Source organism: Citrobacter sp. wls613 (genome assembly GCF_005281195.1).
Classification (GTDB): Bacteria; Pseudomonadota; Gammaproteobacteria; order Enterobacterales; family Enterobacteriaceae; genus Citrobacter; species Citrobacter gillenii.
Map to the genome: position 1 here is coordinate 134318 of NZ_SZXN01000065.1, position 21063 is coordinate 155380.

The window sequence follows — 21063 nt, forward strand, 5'->3', positions numbered from 1 at the left end:
CGAACAAACGGTTCAAAAACTTGCGCACGGGCGTCAGGTGGAATGCCGGGGCCATCGTCTTCGACGATCAGCATCGCTTGATTACCCTGAAGCAGCAGACAGGCGTGAACCGTAGACTGGCAGTAGCGCAGGGCGTTGTTGAGTAAATTATCCAGGACGCGCTCCATCAGGCGCATATCCAGCGCACCGTAATCACCGGAGGTTAGATGGCGCAGGCGTACCGTGCGGTCAGGATTAACGCTTTGTACATCGTCCAGATGGGTGGTGAGCCATACCGGTAGGTTTGGTTCCGTGAGGTTTAACTCATTCTGTGGCCGGTCGAGTCGCGCATAGGTGAGTAACTCTTCGATGAGCGCTTCCAACTGGCTAATATCACGATTCAGCGCCTGGGATTCCTGTTCGCTGAGGTTATCGCTCATCTCCAGCCGGTAGCGTAAACGCACCAGCGGTGTGCGCAGCTCATGGGCGATGCCATCAATCAGCTGTTTTTTGCTGGCAATGAGCGCATTGATATTGTCCGCCATTTGGTTAAACGCCACGCCGAGCCGCTCAAAACTGGAACCGCTGTCAAAATGTAGTCGTTCACTCAGGTGTCCTTCACCAAAACGTTGCGCCGCCGCTTCCAGCCTCAACATCTCCTTCCAGTGCGGACGCATCCAGATAAGCACCGGGAAGGCCAGTGAAATGGCGATGAACGCCATCAGCGCGACGTCCAGCAAGCGCATTTGATGCAGAAAATAGAGATAGGGAACCGGGCCGACGGCAAGGACATAATGGCTGCGAGGAATACGCTGAATAAAGGTGTACTGGTCGTCGAGTGCCACAATATCGCCCTCGCGCAGACGCTGCTGGGTAGGGGCATCCAGATGGTATTTATTCAGCGGCTCCACGCGCAGATCAAACGAGAGGTTTAAATCCATCTCTTTCAGCGTCTTCCCCCACTCATGGGGGGGGATCTCGCGAAGCTCACTGCGCATCAAATACAAGGAGCTTTTCATTAAATCATCAAGCGACTGCCTGCCGGCGCGCTCTGCGGTGAATTTATATACCAAACCGACCAGCAGAGTCATCACCAGAAAGCAGACGAACAGCAACAGGTAAAACTGTACAAACAGCTTCTTCATAACAAATCACCGGACGCTCAATAAGTTAGCTAATACGCTTTTGCCACTCGGGGCTGACGGGGGGATTGCTGTAGCCACCGAGAAGCAGATTCAGAAATTCAGTCTGACCATCGTCAATTGCGCTTATCCCGGCAGAGTACACTGTATGAACCCTTTCTGCATTCTCATGGCCCATGAGGCCCGTAATAAATGCAGCATGTCGGGAACGGGCGATGGCGGCGAACACCTGAGCGCTGGCTAAAGCCTCTCAATGAACGGCGCATACGAGGAATGGACCGGAGTTGTTCGATATAACCATGTCGCCGGTTGGCAGCTGACGAATGCCAAAAATACGTTCGATACCAGGAAGAATTGGCATCAAATACTTCTTTTCCATCGCCTCTGGTACGCTGTCGCTGCCTGCATAAGATGCCGTTAACACCTGCATACGATATTCGTTGGGGGCAATTCGCTCATAGCTATATATTATGGTGCGGTTCAGAGCATACATTTTTTCGGCATCGTGGATGTCCCCTGAGATATGTACATACGCTTTTCCACTGTGGGTGAACGACACGCTTTGGGTATAATTCAAAAAAGGAACGTTACCCTTGTTAGTGTAAAAAGATGCCGTGGATGATGAGCAGGTAAAGTCCAGATTATGCCGGGAATACCAGTAACCCACAGCCAGAAAAATAATCAGCAGTAACGCACCAATACCGTATAAGAATAGCGGGCTCTTTTTCATCAGCGGATCCAGGTGTAGTAATAAATATTCTGACAAGTGTCTCGATTGTCATCCCACTCAATGCAGCGGGTGAACATAATCCTGGCAGGCTTATGCAGATGTAGTGCTTCCTGCGCATAAATATAAAAGGCCGTTGTTTTTGTACAGATCTGATTATTCATTTCCAAAGCTTTTTTTGCAACGGCAAAGCTCGAGGCATCAGCTACCTCGCTTTTAACCCCTGAAATATCGTAGACCGGGCATCCTTCTAGTTCACCAATTTTACGCGGTGTTATTTTATCTGGCTGATAGGTGTACAGGAACGTGCCTGCTACTAATACCGCAAACGCCATTATTCCGGCGGCATACTTGGGCCAATGAGTCACTCGCCGATGTGCGGTGTTCTTTTGCGAGACGCTAATGTCTTTGCTCAGATAATATCCTGCGCGCGGGACGGTAACGATAATTTCCTTATCGCCAAGATACCCGGACAAGATTTTTCTGAGCAAACTGATGTACTGATTTAACGTATTTGATGAAGAGGCAACACCTTCTTTCTCCCATATCTCATCAAACAACGTGTTGCGCGTCACTAACGCACCATGGTGTTGAACCAGATAAGAGAAAATTTTGTTTGCAATTGTCGTCAAATGGGTCGCTTCGGCTATTTTTTCGTCATTCCGTCGCAAAGTCCCGTTCAGGGCGTCATAGATGACGATGTCATCAATGAGATACAGCATCGCTCGTCTCCTTATGTAGAGCATTTCTATATGATAGACCTATATTTCCGCTTTGTGCTTAGATGTCATATGTTAATCTTGATATGGATTTATAATCTATTTAACAGCTATAATTCAGTTATATATGCTATAAATATATAAAACAGTGGATTATAATGTTGTCTTAAGACGGAATCATCTGAATACTGTGCTCATCGAAACGGACGGCATTCTCGTTCCGTACAGTAATAGGACAGGGGCACAGAGATGATGAGTACCCTCACAACTTGCGCGGCTCACCGGTGGCTGGCTGATATTGAACATTTCCGCCTCGAACCGCTTATTGATTTAGTGGCAAATCGTATTGTCGGATATGAAGTCTTAAGCAAATTACGTTACGAGCGTAATCCTGAAAAATGGTTTGCCAGTGTATCCGGTCGTCAGCAGGTCGAGTTATTGCTGCAGCAAGTCGATCGCGTGACCGACAGTATTGTCGATAAGTGTTTTTATAATTTATCCATTGATGGATTTATGTGTCTGAGTCAGTTGGACATTGACCGCATTGCTACATTTAACTCTATATGTATAGAGATATCTGATGCATCTGCGTTCAAGTCTCTCGATGATAAAACCCGCTATTTGTTTTTTAAAAAACTCCGGAACTTACGTTCTTATGGTGTAAAAATATGGGTGGATGATTTTACTTTTGCAGATTTGGTGAGCTTGCCTGAATATAATGGTAACGTTGATGGTATTAAAATAGATAAAAGCGAAATTAACTCCCCTGTGCTGAAAAACATCATTCACTCCGTTAAGACAGTTATGGGAGATATTCCAGTGCTGATTGAAGGTGTGGCATCGGAAAACGAACTTATTACCGGTATTCAATCTGGGGCTGATATTGCTCAAGGCTACTTCTGGAAAGAAGAGAACCTAATTGCAAATTGATGCTTTTTTAATTTCATGCTGTTTTAAATGCAGTATTTCAATTTTTAACTGAAAAGGTTATAACAATGCTTCATTGTAAAATGAATCCGCTTTCTTTATTGATCGCTTCAGCACTGGCTTTTACGCCGCTGGCACAGGCCACTGACGTGACGTCTGGTAATATCATTGATGTGAATGATGGAGAAGTGGTTGAGGATGTGACTGTTAAATCAGGTGGGACTTTAAATATTCTTGATGGTGGAACATCTCAGGGGACGTCAGTTGATAGAGGGGGTAAAGAAAATGTACATGCAGGTGGTATTTCTGAAAATGCAACGTTAGAAAATAACGGTGAGCAAAATGTATCAGGTGTGGCTAATAATACCCAAGTTACCACTGCAGGGCAGCAGTATATTGAAAACGGTGGTGTTGCGAATAATGCCACGGTTGGTGGGGGGGGATTGTCGGTATTCAGTGGGCAACACGTAAATGATGGTGGTGTAGCAAACGGTACGGTGCTTGTTGCAAGGGGACTTCAGTCGGTTATGGCAGGAGGGAATGCCTTCAACACTGTTATCAACGGTGGAAAACTGTATGTTGACGGTGGTGTGGCGTCAGATTCCCAGCTCAATGATGGACAGATTTACGTCGAGCAGGGCGGAATGCTCATGAATACTGTTCAGACTGGCGGTGAAATCGAAATTAGCGCAGGGGGAACGGCAAATGATACGGTCTCTTCTAACGGCACCATCCGTGTTCAGGGAAATAACAATAATAATCAGCTATTCGCTAGCGCATCTGAAACTATCGTCAATGGTGGCATTTCTGACGGTTCCGTGCTCAATGACAATGCGACTCAAATCGTTGGGGCGAATAGCGAAGCGTCTAACGCCACCTTAAACGATAAATATACGACGCAGTTTATTAGGCTGGATGGTTTAGCCGTTGGCACGACAGTAAATGGCGGCACGCAGAATGTTTTCGGTACAGCACGGAATACCATCCTCACTAGCGGCGCACAAAATGTTGAAGACGGCGGTATCGTGCAGAACACAACGATTAATGGTGGCTTGCAGATTGTTCAACTTGGCGGAACGGCACAAAATACGCTGCTGAATAGCGGGGAGCAGGATGTGCGCAAAGGTGCAATAGTGACTGATACCGCTATCAACGGTGGAGAAAGTTATGTCGCAGGCGTTGCGATGCGTAATGAAATCACAGACGGTTTTATGCAAGTTCTTGACGGCGGCATAGCGAAAGACACCAACGTTCAAGGTGGTCTTTTTGCACTGAATGTCGGGGCTGAGGCTGTGGGTAAAACTCAAATTGAGAATACCGGTCGTATGTTGATGATGGCGGGATCGAATGCAACTGACGTCACGCTCAATAAAGGCTCCTTGACCGTCTGGGTTCCTGGGGAGAACGACATCTCAATCGCTGCTCGTATTGACCAATTGACCATGAATGAAGGCACGGTTGCGTTTCATTCTACCGATAAGGAACGGTACTCGGCGTTGCAGATCGGTGAGCTCAACGGTACGGGGCTTTTCCAACTGAATACTTCCCTTGCCGATAGCGCGGCAAACTTTGTCACCATTGAAAAGGGCAACGGTAGTTTCGGGTTAGTCGTCGCGGATTCTGGTAAAGAAATTACCGATCACACCAACCTCACGCTCAACCTGATTAATGACCAGGGTGGTAATATCGATTTCACCCTGCAAACGGCAGTCGGTGAAAGCTCGCGTGCGGTAGACGGCGGTACTTATATGTACGTGCTAAAGCAGGAGGCCGGAAAAGACGCCATGGCAGGCAACGTTTGGTATCTCGGCGCGATGACCGATGAAAACGGCGGCGGAGATGGCGGCGATGGTGGTGATGGCGGCGATGGTAATACTGGCGGCAATGGCGGCGGCAATCTGGCGGTTACCCCATCGACGGACGCTGTACTGAGTCTGGCAAACGCAGGTCTGAACATTATGCGTGGAGAAATGGATGGCCTGCGCACATACCGCCATGGCCGCAGTCAGAGTGTCTCGCACGGTGAAGGTAGCGTGTGGGGGCATTATCTTGGCAAAAAGAGTGCCACTGAAACCAGTAATGGCGCAGCCTATAAGCTGTACCAGAATGGAATGGAGTTCGGCAGCGACGTGGTGAGCGTCTTTGAAAATGGCAGCCTCGTTACTGGTGGCGTTGTCTCCCTGACCAGCAACAATGTTAAGCATGCTCGAGGGGGCACCAGCACGGTCGACAGCTATGGTCTTGGGGCATACGGTACATGGTATGACAAAAGCGGCTTCTATCTGGATGGTGTAATGAAAGCCAACCGACTGGAGAGCAAACTGAACGCGCGCATGACCAACGGTGGAACAACGTCGGGTGAATGGCATCAGTATGGCTTAAGCAGTGCCTTGGAAGCGGGATATACCTTCATGTCGATGGCGTCTGTTCGCGTTGAGCCGTTTATGCGTATGACCGGTACTTATATCAACGATGCAAACGTCACGCTGAATAATGATATGAAGGCGAATACGGGTAAGGCGCGTTCCTTAACGGCTGAAGCAGGTAGCCGTTTCGGAATGGATTTTAGCGCGGGTCATACTGCTCTTCGCCCGTACCTGAGCATCAGCGTCGAACAGGAGTTAGCGCACTCGAACGAAGCGGTGATTAACCAGGGTAATTCTTTTAAGAATAACCAGAATGGGACGTCTGGAAAATATGCCGCTGGCATGACCGTTAGCCCGGCTAAAGATGTGACGCTGTATGGTGAATTTAACTACCGTCAAAGCCGCTACATAGAGGAACCGATTCAGGGAGTCGCAGGGATCAGTATTAGTTTCTAACCCCGAAGATCTGCGCAGGGGGAGTGTTCTTCCCCCTCATTCAGAGGGTATATAAAAGTGACATATCGAATAGAAACACGAAATTGCTACTTACGGCTTGCGCTGGAACGGCTGGAAGGAATCAGTGATCACAGCGTTGATACCTGCATTATTGATCTGGCCTCTTTTCCTTCATTGACGGAGCTTATTCGCATTGTCAGTCGCAATGAGACCAGCGCCAGGTTTATTTTTATCGGTAATCGCGGGAGCTTCTCTTGTGCTCTGGCGTCGCTGGTCTCCGTAGACTCGAAAGCCACTCTGCGAGGCTACTACGAAAAATTACGTCATTGTCCTGGGGTATCTTATGGCATGGCAATAGCGTTACTTATTGATCTCAAAACCATGGCAAACCTGACATACAAGGACATGACCACTGTACATAGCCTGTTGCTCAACGATTCAATGAAAAGCGCAGCCGGGCAAATTGGTACCAGACCTAAGCTGTTTTATCATCGAGTCGACACGCTGGTGAAGAAGATGAATATGCTTAACCGGCTTCAGACGCAGCTTTTTTTGCGTCTTGAATTTCGGCCTGATTATGTGCAGGAGAGGATTAACGAGCATGTTCGACTTTCGGTTCGGCGGCAGTTGGGCCAGGTCAACAGTCTCGTCTTAACAGAGTACTGAGGGGTAAAAAAAGTGCAGGGGACGAGAATTGAGCGCTCCCTGCTTTTATCAATGATGTGATTTTATTTTATTCTGTACTTTACCGTGTACCTATCGAAAAAGCAGCATAAACGATCTGTTTTTGAAGCTGGCGTTTGCCTTTTTCTCGAGGGCTGTATTTTTCAACCTAGCATAAAATTCTGTATAGATGTAGGTGTCGCCCTGACCCGTCATCGTTATAATGCGGTAAAAATCTCGCTAATGTTCCACCAGCGATTCACTCAGGCTGAAGAGGGTGGTATTACTTTGGAAAGCATATGTTCAGTACCTGGTTAAGCCGCTGGAAACTCATCCCTGATGGTGCTCCCATCGTGACTCATACATCGTATCTGCTACCCGTGACAACAATTCACGGTGGCAAGAAAGCCATTCTTAAACTCACGGATGATGACAGTGAGCGAATCGGTTGTCAGTTGATGACCTGGTGGAACGGGAAAGGGGCGGCGAGGGTGCTGGCTCATGAAAATGGGGCGATTCTGTTAGAACGTGCCACAGGGACACAATCGCTGACGGATATGTCCCGGGAAGACCAGGATGCGCGAGCCTGCCGCATCATTTGCCAAACTGCCCGTCGACTCCATGTTGCGGCAGATACCTCAACACCGCTGCTCACGCCGCTTGAACACTGGTTTCGCGATCTTGAGCCGACAGCGCAACGTTTTGGTGGGATCATGCTTCGTTGCGCGCAGGCAGCCAATATGCTTTTCTCCACTGCGCAAGATGTCGTGGTGCTGCACGGTGATTTACACCACGGAAATGTGCTTGATTTTGCAGAGTCTGGATGGCTGGCTATCGATCCGAAAGGGTTGTTGGGTGAGCGTGGGTTTGATTACGCCAATATTTTCACCAATCCCGATCTTGCCGATCCTGGTATTGGCATCGCCATTGATCCATCGAGGTTCACCCAGCGCGTCAACATCGTTTCAGAGGCTGCCGGACTTAAACGCGAGCGTCTTCTTCTGTGGATCGCGGCATGGTGTGGGCTTTCATCCGCCTGGTTTCTGCAAGACGGGGATACTGCGGCAATAACCCTGCGGGTGGCGGATCTCGCGTTTGCTGAACTGGACTCAGGGTCTCTGCAACTTTGATCTACGACACGCGTCAGCAATTTTAAACCGTTATCATTAGGCTGATAAATATTTAGATTACCAATCAGTAAATGGCGGGTTAGGTTGTGTCTCTTATGAATAAGTTAATGGGCCGAAAACAATGAACACGTTGTTTTCAGTGTGCAAAAAACGTCCGGACATTATGCTGCTGGTGGCGATTTTGGTCGGGGCAAACATTGTGGCGTGGCTGTGGGCTTTCACGGTGTTTAGTCATCATACCTCGCTTCTGGCGCTGAGCCTGGTCGCATGGTGCTACGGTTTACGCCACGCCGTGGATGCCGATCATATCGCCGCCATCGACAGCGCAACCCGCAAACTGATGCAGCAAAAAAAGCGCGCATTGACCACCGGGGCATGGTTTTCTCTCGGACATTCCACCATTGTGGTACTGGCAAGTATTGGCATTGCCCTCACTACCAGCGTGTTTAAACATCATATGGCATGGTTGCAGAATGTTGGGGGCGTGATCGGTACGGCCGTTTCTGCAGCGTTCTTGCTGATTCTGGCGACCATCAATCTGATTATCTTCTGCCAGGTATGGAAGGCATTCCGTCATTTAAAACGTACGGGCACCTATTACGGAACCGCGGAAGAAATCACGATTTCAGGGCCTCTGAGTTGGCTCTTCCGCTCGGCCTTTAGGCTGGTGGGGAAAGACTGGCATATGTATTTTGTCGGCTTTTTGTTTGGGCTGGGTTTTGATACTGCCACAGAAATTTCGCTGTTAGGCATTTCTGCTTCAGGTGCTTCCAGTGGGATGTCCATCTGGTCCATTCTGGTGTTTCCGGCATTGTTTACCTGTGGCATGGCGTTAATTGATTGCCTCGACAGTATTCTGATGGTCGAGGCCTATGGCTGGGCCTTTAATAAGCCGCAGCGAAAGCTGTATTACAATATGACCATCACCGGAACCTCGGTGATGGTGGCGGTATTTATTGGCGGGCTGGAAGCGTTAGGATTACTGTCCGATGCGTTTTCACTTCAGGGCGGAATGTGGGATACGGTAAGCAATATGAGTGACCACATGGGTAATGTTGGTTTTATGATTATTGCTGTATTTCTCGGTTGCTGGATCCTCTCCGCGCTGAATTATCGCTGGAAAAACTATGACAGGTTGATGCTCAGCTAACCTAAATAAAGCCTTCCTGTCAGCGGGAAGGCTATTATCTGGCACTGCTCTGAACGGTTATTCAGCGTTGCTGAGCGATGTGGACGGTTGCTGCGCGGACGTTTCTTTACGCAAAATTCGGTTAGCCAGCACGCCCGACATCATCGAGCCGTTGACGTTTAATGCAGTCCTCGCCATATCGACAATCGGCTCAATAGCAATAAAAATCCCCACCAGCGCGACCGGAAAATTCAGCGTGGAAAGCACAATCAGTGCGGCAAACGTCCCACCACCACCGACGCCCGCCACCCCAATCGATCCCAGCGCAATCGCCGGTAGCATCGCGAGCAGAAAATGTACCGACAGCGGATCGATGCCCATTGTCGGTGCAATCATTGCTACCATAATCGCAGGGTAAATCCCGGCACAGCCATTCTGACCCATGCTGGAGCCAAATGAAGCCGCGATATTGGCAATGGTATTTTGTACGCCAAATTTTTCCTGCGCGGTAATGGCCAGTGGAATAGAGGCAGCGCTGCTGCGCGAAACAAACGCAAAGGTTAAAACCGGCCACACGGTTTTAAAATAGCGCACAGGATTGTTTCCGCTAAGCAGCAAAATTAGCGCATGCACGATAAACATCATCAGCACGGCAATGTAGCAGGCGGCAATAAAGCCTAACAAACTGGCAAATTGTTCAAACCGATAAGCGGAAAATACGCCAGCCATTAATGCCATCACGCCGTAGGGGGTGAGGGCAATAACGATGCGCACCATTTTCATCACCCAAATCTGGATGGCGTTAATGCCCGCGCTTAATTTTTCACCTTCTTGCGGTGCATCTTGTTTTACTTTTAATAATGCTACCCCGGCAAGCAGAGTGAAAATCACAATACCAATAACAGAAACGCTTCTGGCCCCGGTAAGATCGAGGAAGATATTGGTGGGGATCAGCGAGGTGACTAGCTTAGGCAGTGAAACTGCGGCTGTTTTACTCACATCCTCAGCCGTCAATGTTGACTGCATATGGCCAAACGCGCTCGCATCCAGACCTAAAACGTGGGCGGTGAGCAGGCCAACAAATCCGGCGATCATCACCAGGCAGAGCATGCTCCCTACGATAGTGAGTGACATTTTGCCAATTCCGGCGCTGTTTTCGAGCTTATTAATCGCCGACAGGATAGAGATAAAGATTAGCGGAACCGCAACCAGTTTGAGTAAATTGACATAACCGTTACCGATGACGTTATACCAGTCGATAATTGTTTTGCTGTTGTCGGCTGCAATAAAATGCAGGGATAAGCCAATAACGGCACCGATAAAAATGGCAATGAAGACGCTTTTGGACAGGGAGTGACTTTTTTGGTCGATTCTGAATACAGCCCATGAACAAACCAAAAATAACGCGATATACGCGAGAGTAACGAACATAATGTAGCCTCTTGCCTCATTCAGCACCTGAAATGCCGGAAAGAGAGTGTATTTTTGAAATAAAACGCTGAGCCATAGTGGCTCAGGACCGGGACGGATTATAGGGAGGGGGACCACTGACAGCCACACAAAAAGTGTGGTTCAGACCGAGACGAGGTCTTTATGCTTATCCTGTAGACGATTTGCGTGACAGTGTAACGTTAAATGGCGAATTTGGCTGGGTTAAAACCAGCCTGGCGGGGTTATTTGCGTGGTTCATCATCCCAGGCGTGCGGGGCAAACAAATAGCCTTTATTACGGATGGTCTTGATGCGGTACGGCTCTGTGGCGTTATCCAGCAGTTTTTTGCGCAGTCTGGAAATCGCCACATCAACGCTGCGATCCATCCCGTCATAACTTACACCGCGCAGATTTTTCAGCAACGCATCGCGATCCATAATGTGTCCCGCATGGGTTGCCAGCTCCCACAGTAGTTCGAAATCGGCGGTAGACAGCGAAACGGGGTCACCAGCAAGTAGCACGGAACGATTGGTTGGATCGATAGTTAGCGTACCAAAGCGCAGTATGGTATGCGGCGTAAGGGTGGCCGCCTGAATACCTTTTGACTGCGTCGAATGTTCGTTCTGGCGTAAATGCAGGCGCAGGCGGGCCAGCAGCACCGCCGGCGGCGTCGTTTTCAGAATGTAGTCACAGGCTCCCATTTCGAGCGCCAGTATATGGTTCATATCGCTGTCGAGAGACGTCAGCAGAACAATTGGACCCTGCCAGCGCCCGCGCAAATCACGACAGATGGTCATTCCGTCTTTACCAGGCAGCATAATGTCTAACAACACCAGGTCGGGTTGAACCTGCAGGACCTTCTCTTCGGCTACATCGCCGCGCGGTTCAAGGATGACCTCGATATCATGCCGGGCCAGGTAGGCGGCAATCAGCGAACCGACTTCAGGATCATCTTCAACAAATACGATGGTGTTCATATCATTCATTTTGATTATAAAGTGCCAACATACACCGCCCCTGTTTTTCCTTCCATTAATCTTTTCTAAACGAGAACGCTTCCGTTATGCTAGGGGCTGATGTTATTGATGTGTTAAGGCAAAGTGATGGGGTTACTTATAAAAGCGGCGCTGGGTGCGCTGGTGGTGGTGTTGATTGGCGTGCTGGCTAAAACAAAGAATTACTATATTGCCGGATTAATTCCGCTGTTCCCGACATTTGCGCTGATCGCTCACTATATTGTGGCCAGCGAGCGCGGTATTGAAGCGTTACGCACCACAATTGTCTTCAGTATGTGGTCAATTATTCCCTATTTTGTCTACCTTGTTTCACTGTGGTACTTCACCGGGTTTATGCGCCTGCCCGTCGCGCTCGGCGGGGCGGTAGTCTGCTGGGGCCTGAGCGCGTGGTTGCTGATTATTTGTTGGGTAAAACTGCACTAACGCAGGTGGCGACCGCCATCCAGGGCAAAACTACGCCCGGTGACAAAACAGCTGGTCAACAGATAATCGATTAACTCAATGACCTCTTTCTCGCCGGGCGCGGTTTTCATCAGTGACTTGTTCAGAGCCTGCTGACGATATTCGGCGTCGTCATCTTCGTTAAACAGAATAAGCGATGGGGCGATGGCGTTCACTTTGACTTCTGGTGCCAGTTTACGCGCGAATGAGCGGGTCATGTTGTCCAGTGCAGCCTTGCTGGCGGCATACGCGATATGTTTGTCGCTGCCGCGCTCGACGACGTAATCTGTAAAATGGATGATGTCGCCGGCGGCGTGGCCGTGACCGCGCAGCAGGCCCTCCAGCGCGTGGTTGAGCAGGTAGGGTGTGTTGACATGGATCTGCATCATGCTGGACAACACGTCAGACAGCGGTTTACCGGGTTTTTCTGCAACCCAGGCGCTGGCATTGTGCACGATGGCGCGTAATCCATCCGTTCGGTTTTTTACGTCATCAGCGAAGGCCAGCACGCCGGCATCGGTCGAAAAATCGGCCTGAATGCACACCGCGCCGGCTTCTTGCAGACCATCAATCGATGGATAATGCGTACGATAGCTGATAATTACCGGCTGTTTTTGATTCAAAAAATGCCATGCAATTGCGAGGCCGATGCGACGGCCTGCGCCGGTGATAAGTATTGGCAGGGGCTTTTTACCCATCGTAATCTCCATTAACATCAAACGATGGGTATGACGTTTACCCCATCAACATCCAGGTAGCCGGAACGGCGGCGACCAGCAGCAGGCCGATCAAAACCAATTCCTGGCGGTTCAGCACGTTATCGTGCGTGTGCGTTTTTCTGGCGTAAAGAAAGACCAATAATCCTGGCGCATACAGCACCACAGACAGCAGCAGGTGCATTGGGCCAGAAGCATATAATAACCATAAGCCATAAATGCAGGCACCGACACCAACAGCCTGATGAATCGGGCGGGTGGCGATTTTCAGCAAAAATGCGCCAACGAGAAAATAAGGCACCAGAATCATCTCGGAGGCAATCGTCAGCAGCGTATTATAGTCAGAGCCTGTGAGCCAGATCAGCACCAGACACACCTGTACGCAGATATTGGTGAGCCACAGTGAAGACGACGGTGCACCTTGCGCATTTTGACGTGCGAAAATGCGCGGGAACGCTTTGTGCGTCGATGCCAGAAACGGCACTTCGGCTGCCATAATCGTCCAGCTTAAATAGGCTCCGCAGACGGAAACTATCAGACCGGCCGCAATAATAATTTCACCCCACGGCCCCATCATTTTGACCATCAGTCCGGCCATTGACGGGTTACGGATTTCAGCCAGTTCCGGGCGAGCAACCACGCCAAGGGAAAGCAGGGTAACCAACAGATAAACACCCAGCGCGGCCAATACCGCAAGCAGCGTGGCGCGACCGACATCGCGTTTATTGCGGGCACGTGCTGACACTACGACCGCGCCTTCTACCCCGATAAACACCCACAGTGTGATGAGCATGGTGTTTTTGACCTGTTCCCAGACCGGAACACCCAGCGCAATACCGGTAAAATCCAGAGTAAAGGTATCAAGCTTAAACAGCATAAAGGCCAGCACGACAAACAGACCCAGCGGCAATAATTTCGCCAGTGTCGCTACCAGGTTAATGCTGGCGGCGGTTTGTACACCGCGTAATACCAGAAAATGGACCACCCACAGCAGCACTGAGGCCCCGACGATAGACTGCCAGGTATTTCCATCGCCAAATAAACGCAATTCAGGCGTATCGGTGAAGAAGCTGAGTGCGGAAAAAACGATCACCAGATAAGAAACGTTGGCGATAACGGCGCACAGCCAGTAACCCCATGCCGAGCAGAAACCAATCAGTTCGCCAAAACCTTCACGGGCGTAGGTAAAAATACCGCCGTCCAGATCGGGACGGATGCGCGTCAGGATGAGCATGGCAAAGGCCAGCAGGAGAATTCCCGCGCCGGTAATCGCCCAACCAATCAGTAATGCGGCCGGGCTGGCAACCGCTGCCATATTTTGTGGCAGGCTGAAAACGCCCGCGCCGAGCATTGAGCTTAAAACCAGCGCGGTCAGTGCGCTCAGACCCAATTTCTTTTCCATTTGTATCCAGTGACAAAAACGAGAGTGAGAGAATAATTATTTTGGCAAACCGCATAAAAATGGAGGAAGCCACTAAGGCGCGGAATTTTACGGAGAGAAGGGAGCGCATGCAATGGGCATGGGGAGATTTGTGACTAAAAATGCGAAAGGCGGCAAAAAGCCGCCTTATATTGTTACTCGTGACCGTTATTTATACAGATCGGCACTGATGGTCACGTTGTTACCACGTTCCTGCCACTGACGGGTAATGTGGTAGTACTTGGCGCCTTTTTTCGCGGCCCGTTTAGCAACCTGATAAGAAACTTCAGTCATGTTGCCGTAGTTACCGGTGAACTTGATGCTGTCAAACGGCACCATCATGGCGGCGGTTGCTTTGTTCAGTTCTTCTACTTTCGTACCATCCGGAAGCGTGACAGTGTAACGTCCACCTTTGGTTGACTGCGTTTCGAAGAAACGACCCACTTCTGCACTCGGAGATGCGGTGGTAGCTACGCCCGGGATCTCAACTTTCTTCGCGGCTTCGCCACCGGCTGCTAATGCTGCACGTCCGGCATCAGAATCAGCTGGGATGGCGTCAGGGCTTTGTACAACACGTTTTTTCGCATCGGCTTTATAGACAAATGCGGTAATACGCTGGTTGCCACCCTGGTTAGCATCGACCTGACGGACAATATAGAAAGAGTAAGCCCCTTTCTCTCTCGCCGCTTTGGTGATGGCGTCGTTGACTTCAGGCTGGCTGCGGTAGAAACCCTGCACCGTGACGGTATCGTACGGTTCCAGCAACACGGCCTGATCTTTGGGTAATTCTACAACACCGTTGATGACGCGATTTTTGTTAGCTTCCGCTTTTTCTGCGTCGGCTTTATAGACGTCGGCAACAACACGCCAGTTACCGCCGCTGCCAAAATCTGAGGTATCAACAACGTAAAAGGAGGCTGCACCGTCTTTATCTGCACGGCGGGATACGGCGGCAACCGCATCACCGATAGCATTAAAACGGCCGGTCACCACAATGCGGTCATAGGGTTTCAGGGCAGCCGCTTGCTCCGGCGTCAATTCTGTCGCTGCATTTACAGAAAAAGCAGTCGCAGAAAGAAGTGCGGACGCCAGGAGAGTGTTCTTAAGCTTCATAAAAATAATCCTTCGCCTTGCGCAAACCAGGTACTGGTATTGTTATTGACTAGAAACGTGGCTGATTATTGCATTTAAATTGTGTCAGTGTCTGCGTCATTTTTCACTCATCGTGCCAGCCGTCGTAACAACATCGATAACATTTAGTGATATGTCTAAAAATTCGGCATTTCAGCGCTAAAACTGATAAATCGGTTGAATTTCATAAGTTAATTTAATGTTAATCAATTGTTCCGTGGTGGCGCTTAATCATGTTTTGCCGCTTGGCTTGAGCGATTTATCGGCCTTTGCGGGCTATTTCAAGGGCATTATCCCTGTCTGCGGGTTAATTCATCCCGGTTTTGCGAATTTCATAATAAATACTGTTTTTTGGCGCTAGATCACAGGCGTTAATTTCAGTAGGTTATACAGAGTTTGTTACTGTTTTATTTTGTTGGGGTAACACTTACCTCTTACGTAAGTGCGCGCAGGCCGCTTGCGAACATTGATAAACCATCATCAAAAATACAGATGGAAGGGAACATTATGCGAATTGGCATACCAAGAGAACGGTTAACCAATGAAACCCGCGTAGCAGCCACACCGAAGACGGTTGAGCAGCTGCTGAAGCTGGGTTTTAGCGTCGCGGTTGAAAGCGACGCGGGTCAACTGGCAAGTTTTGACGACAAGGCGTTTGTGCAAGCGGGCGCGGAAATTGTTGACGGGGATGCGGTCTGGCAGTCAGAGATTATCCTGAAGGTCAACGCACCAGAAGAATTTGAGATTCCGTTGTTGAATCCGGGGACCACGCTGGTCAGTTTCCTCTGGCCGGCGCAAAACCCGGAGTTGCTGCAAAAACTCGCCGAGCGCAATGTCACCGTGATGGCAATGGACTCCGTACCGCGTATTTCGCGTGCGCAGTCGCTGGATGCCCTCAGTTCGATGGCCAACATCGCCGGATATCGCGCCATTGTTGAAGCGGCGCATGAGTTCGGTCGCTTCTTTACCGGACAAATTACCGCCGCGGGTAAGGTCCCGCCAGCCAAAGTGATGGTGATCGGTGCCGGGGTGGCGGGTCTTGCGGCCATTGGTGCGGCCAACAGCCTGGGGGCGATTGTTCGCGCCTTCGATACGCGCCCGGAAGTGAAAGAACAAGTGCAAAGTATGGGCGCTGAATTCCTCGAGCTGGATTTCAAAGAGGAAGCGGGCAGCGGCGATGGTTACGCCAAGGTGATGTCCGAAGCGTTTATCAAAGCGGAAATGGAACTGTTCGCCGCGCAGGCGAAAGACGTCGATATTATCGTCACCACCGCGTTGATTCCGGGTAAACCGGCCCCGAAACTGATCACCCGTGAAATGGTTGACTCCATGAAAGCGGGCAGCGTGATTGTCGATCTCGCTGCGCAAAACGGCGGTAACTGCGAATACACCGTGGCGAATCAGGTGACCACGACCGAGAACGGCGTCAAGGTTATTGGTTATACCGACCTTCCGGGCCGTTTGCCGACGCAGTCTTCCCAGCTATACGGTACCAACCTCGTTAACCTGCTGAAGCTGCTGTGCAAAGAGAAAGACGGCAATATCACCGTGGATTTCGACGATGTGGTGGTGCGCGGTGTGACGGTGGTTCGCGAAGGTGAAATCACCTGGCCTGCGCCGCCAATCCAGGTTTCCGCTCAGCCTCAGGCGGCAGCAAAAGCTGCACCTGCACCGGTTGAAGAGAAAAAACCAGTCTCACCGTGGCGTAAATACGCCCTGATGGCGTTGGTGGTTATTCTGTTTGGCTGGCTGGCCGATGTGGCGCCAAAAGAGTTCCTTGGACACTTTACCGTGTTCGCGCTTTCCTGCGTGGTCGGTTACTACGTGGTCTGGAACGTGTCGCATGCGCTGCATACGCCGCTGATGTCTGTGACGAACGCCATCTCCGGGATCATCGTTGTGGGGGCATTATTGCAGATTGGCCAGGGTGGCTGGGTGAGTTTCCTGAGCTTTATCGCGGTACTTATTGCCAGCATTAATATTTTCGGTGGCTTCACCGTGACTCAGCGCATGCTGAAAATGTTCCGGAAAAACTAAGGGGTAGCACATGTCTGGAGGATTAGTTACAGCTGCATACATTGTTGCCGCGATCCTGTTTATTTTCAGCCTGGCGGGGCTTTCTAAGCATGAAACGTCCCAGCAGGGTAATAACTTCGGTATCGCCGGGATGGCGATTGCGCTGATTGCCACGATCTTTGGTCCGGATACCGGCAACGTCGCGTGGATTCTGGTTGCCATGATCATCGGTGGCGCGATTGGTATTCGTCTGGCGAAGAAAGTCGAAATGACCGAGATGCCGGAGTTGGTGGCGATCCTGCACAGCTTCGTTGGCCTGGCGGCGGTGCTGGTTGGTTTTAACAGCTACCTGTATCACGAAGCGGGTCTGGAACCGATTCTGGTGAATATTCACCTGACTGAAGTGTTCCTTGGCATCTTCATCGGTGCGGTGACCTTCACGGGTTCTATTGTGGCGTTTGGTAAACTGCGCGGCAAGATATCCTCTAAGCCGCTGATGCTGCCGAATCGCCACAAGCTGAACCTTGCGGCGCTGGTGGTTTCGTTCCTGCTGCTGGTGCTGTTCGTGCGTACTGAAAGCGTGGGTCTGCAGGTTCTGGCGTTGCTGGTGATGACCATTATCGCGCTGGCGTTTGGCTGGCATCTGGTGGCGTCTATCGGCGGGGCAGATATGCCGGTTGTGGTATCGATGCTGAACTCCTATTCAGGATGGGCGGCAGCGGCGGCGGGCTTTATGTTGAGCAACGATCTGCTGATCGTTACCGGTGCGCTGGTGGGTTCTTCGGGTGCGATCCTGTCTTACATTATGTGTAAGGCGATGAACCGCTCCTTCATCAGCGTCATTGCCGGTGGTTTTGGTACCGACGGTTCTTCTACTGGTGACGATCAGGAAGCGGGTGAGCATCGCGAGATTTCCGCGGAAGAAACGGCAGAAATGCTGAAGGATTCGCACTCGGTGATTATCACTCCAGGCTATGGCATGGCGGTGGCGCAGGCACAGTATCCGGTGGCCGAAATCACCGAGAAACTGCGTGCGCGCGGCATCAAGGTGCGTTTCGGTATCCACCCGGTTGCCGGGCGTCTGCCGGGGCATATGAACGTGCTGCTGGCGGAAGCGAAGGTGCCTTACGATATCGTGCTGGAAATGGATGAAATCAACGATGATTTCGCCGATACCGACACCGTACTGGTCATCGGCGCGAACGATACCGTTAACCCGGCGGCGCTGGACGATCCGAAAAGCCCAATCGCCGGTATGCCGGTTCTGGAAGTGTGGAAGGCGCAGAATGTCATTGTGTTTAAACGTTCAATGAATACCGGTTATGCCGGCGTGCAGAACCCACTGTTCTTTAAAGATAACACCCATATGCTGTTTGGCGATGCCAAAGCCAGCGTGGATGCGATTCTGAAAGCGCTGTAATTATTACTAGCATGTCATACGGCCTCCTCGGAGGCCGTTTTTTTATGGCACATTCCGCTTATTAGTGAGAGAGGCGGCTTCACGCTTTATTGAGATCGCCCAGCAAAACGGCAATGCTTTGGCCGCCTTCAGTTTGCTCAAGTGCAATTTTAACGATGATGGTGAGTGGGACAGAAAGCAGCATGCCAACCGGTCCCAGTAACCAGCCCCAGAATATCAACGACAGAAAAACCACCAGCGTCGATAGCCCCAGTCCGCGTCCCATGATGCGCGGTTCGAGAATGTTACCGAATATCAAGTTAATCGCCAGATAGCCCGCCAGCACCACCAGGGCATCGTAAAATCCGCTAAACACCAGTACCTGAGCAATAGGGGGGATCGCCGCCAGCACGGATCCGATATTGGGGATGTAGTTCAGCGCGAAAGCCAGCAGTCCCCAGACAAATGCGAAGCGGACATCCAGTGCGGCCAGCATGCCCCAGGCGACCAGACCGGTGACAATACTGATGGCCGTTTTGAGGACCAGGTAGTGTGACACGCTGTCGATTGCGCGTTGAATAGCGGCCATTCCCTCAACGGGTCTGCTCATCATTTGTTTGAGTTTGCCGGGTAACTGTGGCACTTCCAGTAGCATAAACACGACGGTCAGCAGCAGTAAAAAGATAGATGACATGGCATTGGACAATTGCGTCAGCAAATTGGTCACCAGCGTCATCGCCGCATTAGGGTCGATATACTTCACGAGTTCGTCGACGGAAACACCAATTCCCGCGCGCTGCAGCCACGGTTCGATATTTTTCAGCGGGATAACCAGTGAAGAACGGTATTGCGGTAGCGTTCTCGCTAATTCATTTAAGGATGTCCCTAAATATGCTAAAAGCAGCACCATTAGCATCACAATAATAACCACCAGCAATGACACGGCTAATACTCGCGGAATGCGAAGTTTGACCATTCGCTGGACCACGGGATTAAGCACCACGGCAATAAATAACGCCAGAATAAAGGGGACAATGATATCGGCCGCAAAGCGGACGCCGGTCAGAATGATCACCAGCATGCCCAACATAATGACTAATTTTAGGCCGCTAAGCGTGATAATGGGTTTCGCCATGTTTATTCCTGAAGAGTTATCCTGAACCTGGATAATAGTGTGATCTGCCTCGAGTCGTTATAACAAAAATCAAACGAACCAGGTAAAGAAGTGAAAAGATTTTGAGTTCGTCTTGAACCTATGATACAAATTGCGTGTGTTTAACTACCGAGGACAATTATCATCCGCGATGACGAGAAGCAACACTGCGGATAATTGTAATATTATGGACAATACGTTCAGGATGTTTTTGCGTTTACCTACACTTCTTCGTACCTCTTCTACTTTCCTGCTTGCAGGTGAGCAACTCTGGCGCAACGCGCTTTAGTCCCTTCTTCTGCCTGAGCTGGCGTTATGCGCTGAGCTATCTGATTTTATTTTTTGGTTTGCTGCATGCAGTAAGCCCAAAGGACTTTATTCTCTAGCAGGAGAAGTATCATGTTTTACTGGATTTTATTAGGTCTGGCCATTGCGGCTGAAATTACAGGTACGCTGTCGATGAAATGGGCAAGCGTAGGTAATGGTAATGCGGGCTTTATTTTAATGCTGGTAATGATCGCCTTATCGTATATTTTTCTCAGTTTCGCCGTTAAAAAAATCGCCCTCGGCGTGGCCTACGCGTTATGGGAAGGTATCGGTATTTTATTTATTACGCTGTTTAGCGTGCTGTTATTTGACGAAACCCTGTCGGCGATGAAGGTGGCCGGATTAGTCTCGCTAGTGTTCGGTATCGTGCTGATTAAATCAGGCACACGAAAGCCAGCAAAAGCGAGGGGCGAGGTGACCCATGCAGCAGTTTGAATGGGTTCACGGCGCCTGGTTGGGGATGGCCATCGTGCTGGAAATTGTCGCTAACGTCTTTTTGAAATTTTCCGATGGTTTTCGTCGTAAAGCCTATGGCGTGCTGTCATTGGTCGCCGTGCTGGCAGCCTTTAGTGCGCTGTCTCAGGCGGTAAAAGGCATCGACCTTTCCGTTGCTTATGCCCTGTGGGGGGGATTCGGGATTGCCGCCACGTTGGCCGCAGGCTGGGTGCTTTTTGGTCAGCGCCTGAATAATAAAGGCTGGATTGGCGTGGCATTGTTACTGGCCGGTATGATCATGATTAAACTCGCCTGATAAAAATGCTGCCTGTATCTGCGG

At 50.2% G+C, this 21063-nt stretch carries 19 protein-coding genes; 10 read left to right on the plus strand and 9 right to left on the minus strand.

Annotated features, from left to right (window positions below; genetic code table 11):
* The 3 genes from rstB to FDX01_RS15495 form a co-directional block, all read right to left on the minus strand.
* Positions 1–1124 (minus strand): two-component system sensor histidine kinase RstB (rstB, locus tag FDX01_RS15485; RefSeq protein ID WP_249360995.1); only part of this gene is annotated, 1124 nt, incomplete at its 3' end.
* 247 nt (positions 1125–1371) lie between these two features.
* A complete protein-coding gene (locus FDX01_RS15490) occupies positions 1372–1851 on the minus strand; it encodes a hypothetical protein (protein WP_137400090.1) in 480 nt (159 codons plus the stop codon).
* Positions 1851–2570: a winged helix-turn-helix domain-containing protein gene (locus FDX01_RS15495; RefSeq protein ID WP_170974782.1), complete on the minus strand. Its 720-nt coding sequence runs from the start codon at positions 2568–2570 to the stop codon at positions 1851–1853. The genes FDX01_RS15490 and FDX01_RS15495 overlap by 1 nt, the downstream gene beginning before the upstream one ends.
* A gap of 246 nt (positions 2571–2816) precedes the next feature.
* On the opposite strand from FDX01_RS15495, the gene FDX01_RS15500 reads away from it, so the two are divergent.
* The 5 genes from FDX01_RS15500 to FDX01_RS15520 all read left to right on the plus strand — a co-directional run bounded on the left by FDX01_RS15500 (position 2817) and on the right by FDX01_RS15520 (position 9259).
* Positions 2817–3497, plus strand: coding sequence for an EAL domain-containing protein (locus tag FDX01_RS15500; RefSeq protein WP_137400092.1), 681 nt, complete (start codon positions 2817–2819; stop codon positions 3495–3497).
* A 65-nt stretch (positions 3498–3562) separates the two neighbouring features.
* Positions 3563–6316, plus strand: coding sequence for an autotransporter outer membrane beta-barrel domain-containing protein (locus tag FDX01_RS15505; RefSeq protein ID WP_137400093.1), 2754 nt, complete (start codon positions 3563–3565; stop codon positions 6314–6316).
* Between the two features lie 57 nt (positions 6317–6373).
* Positions 6374–6982 (plus strand): hypothetical protein, encoded by a 609-nt coding sequence (locus FDX01_RS15510; RefSeq protein WP_137400094.1) that lies wholly within the window; start codon positions 6374–6376, stop codon positions 6980–6982.
* A 296-nt stretch (positions 6983–7278) separates the two neighbouring features.
* Positions 7279–8109, plus strand: coding sequence for an aminoglycoside phosphotransferase family protein (locus FDX01_RS15515; protein ID WP_137400095.1), 831 nt, complete (start codon positions 7279–7281; stop codon positions 8107–8109).
* Positions 8110–8230: 121 nt separating this feature from the next.
* Positions 8231–9259: a HoxN/HupN/NixA family nickel/cobalt transporter gene (locus FDX01_RS15520; RefSeq protein ID WP_137400096.1), complete on the plus strand. Its 1029-nt coding sequence runs from the start codon at positions 8231–8233 to the stop codon at positions 9257–9259.
* A gap of 57 nt (positions 9260–9316) precedes the next feature.
* Here FDX01_RS15520 and FDX01_RS15525 read toward each other — a convergent pair whose 3' ends face one another.
* Together FDX01_RS15525 and rstA are read right to left on the minus strand one after the other, a co-directional pair.
* Positions 9317–10669 carry an L-cystine transporter gene (locus tag FDX01_RS15525; RefSeq protein ID WP_115258545.1) on the minus strand — a complete coding sequence of 451 codons (1353 nt, stop codon included), beginning with the start codon at positions 10667–10669 and terminating at the stop codon, positions 9317–9319.
* Between the two features lie 242 nt (positions 10670–10911).
* Positions 10912–11655 (minus strand): two-component system response regulator RstA, encoded by a 744-nt coding sequence (gene rstA / locus FDX01_RS15530; RefSeq protein WP_096757115.1) that lies wholly within the window; start codon positions 11653–11655, stop codon positions 10912–10914.
* A 117-nt stretch (positions 11656–11772) separates the two neighbouring features.
* On the opposite strand from rstA, the gene FDX01_RS15535 reads away from it, so the two are divergent.
* Complete coding sequence (locus FDX01_RS15535; RefSeq protein ID WP_096757114.1) at positions 11773–12108, plus strand: GlpM family protein; 336 nt, start codon at positions 11773–11775, stop codon at positions 12106–12108.
* On the opposite strand, the gene folM is transcribed toward FDX01_RS15535, so the two are convergent.
* From folM to ydgH, 3 genes are all read right to left on the minus strand, one after another.
* Positions 12105–12824 (minus strand): dihydromonapterin reductase, encoded by a 720-nt coding sequence (gene folM / locus FDX01_RS15540; RefSeq protein WP_096757113.1) that lies wholly within the window; start codon positions 12822–12824, stop codon positions 12105–12107. The genes FDX01_RS15535 and folM overlap by 4 nt on opposite strands.
* Before the next feature lie 37 nt (positions 12825–12861).
* Positions 12862–14244 carry an amino acid permease gene (locus FDX01_RS15545; RefSeq protein WP_096757112.1) on the minus strand — a complete coding sequence of 461 codons (1383 nt, stop codon included), beginning with the start codon at positions 14242–14244 and terminating at the stop codon, positions 12862–12864.
* 186 nt (positions 14245–14430) lie between these two features.
* Complete coding sequence (gene ydgH / locus FDX01_RS15550) at positions 14431–15375, minus strand: DUF1471 family protein YdgH (protein ID WP_096757111.1); 945 nt, start codon at positions 15373–15375, stop codon at positions 14431–14433.
* Between the two features lie 525 nt (positions 15376–15900).
* Here ydgH and pntA point away from each other — a divergent pair.
* Both pntA and pntB read left to right on the plus strand, forming a co-directional pair.
* The gene (gene pntA, locus FDX01_RS15555) at positions 15901–17430 is read left to right on the plus strand and encodes a Re/Si-specific NAD(P)(+) transhydrogenase subunit alpha (protein ID WP_137400097.1); all 1530 of its coding nucleotides are present in this window, start codon (positions 15901–15903) and stop codon (positions 17428–17430) included.
* 10 nt (positions 17431–17440) lie between these two features.
* Entirely contained in the window at positions 17441–18829 is a 1389-nt protein-coding gene (gene pntB, locus FDX01_RS15560; RefSeq protein ID WP_096757109.1) for a Re/Si-specific NAD(P)(+) transhydrogenase subunit beta, read from the plus strand.
* Positions 18830–18908: 79 nt separating this feature from the next.
* On the opposite strand, the gene FDX01_RS15565 is transcribed toward pntB, so the two are convergent.
* Complete coding sequence (locus FDX01_RS15565) at positions 18909–19943, minus strand: AI-2E family transporter (RefSeq protein ID WP_115258543.1); 1035 nt, start codon at positions 19941–19943, stop codon at positions 18909–18911.
* 414 nt (positions 19944–20357) lie between these two features.
* Here FDX01_RS15565 and mdtJ point away from each other — a divergent pair, with 414 nt between their 5' ends.
* Entirely contained in the window at positions 20358–20723 is a 366-nt protein-coding gene (gene mdtJ / locus FDX01_RS15575) for a multidrug/spermidine efflux SMR transporter subunit MdtJ (RefSeq protein ID WP_170972989.1), read from the plus strand.
* A complete protein-coding gene (gene mdtI / locus FDX01_RS15580; RefSeq protein ID WP_040233868.1) occupies positions 20710–21039 on the plus strand; it encodes a multidrug/spermidine efflux SMR transporter subunit MdtI in 330 nt (109 codons plus the stop codon). The genes mdtJ and mdtI overlap by 14 nt, the downstream gene beginning before the upstream one ends.
* Positions 21040–21063 lie beyond the last annotated feature (24 nt).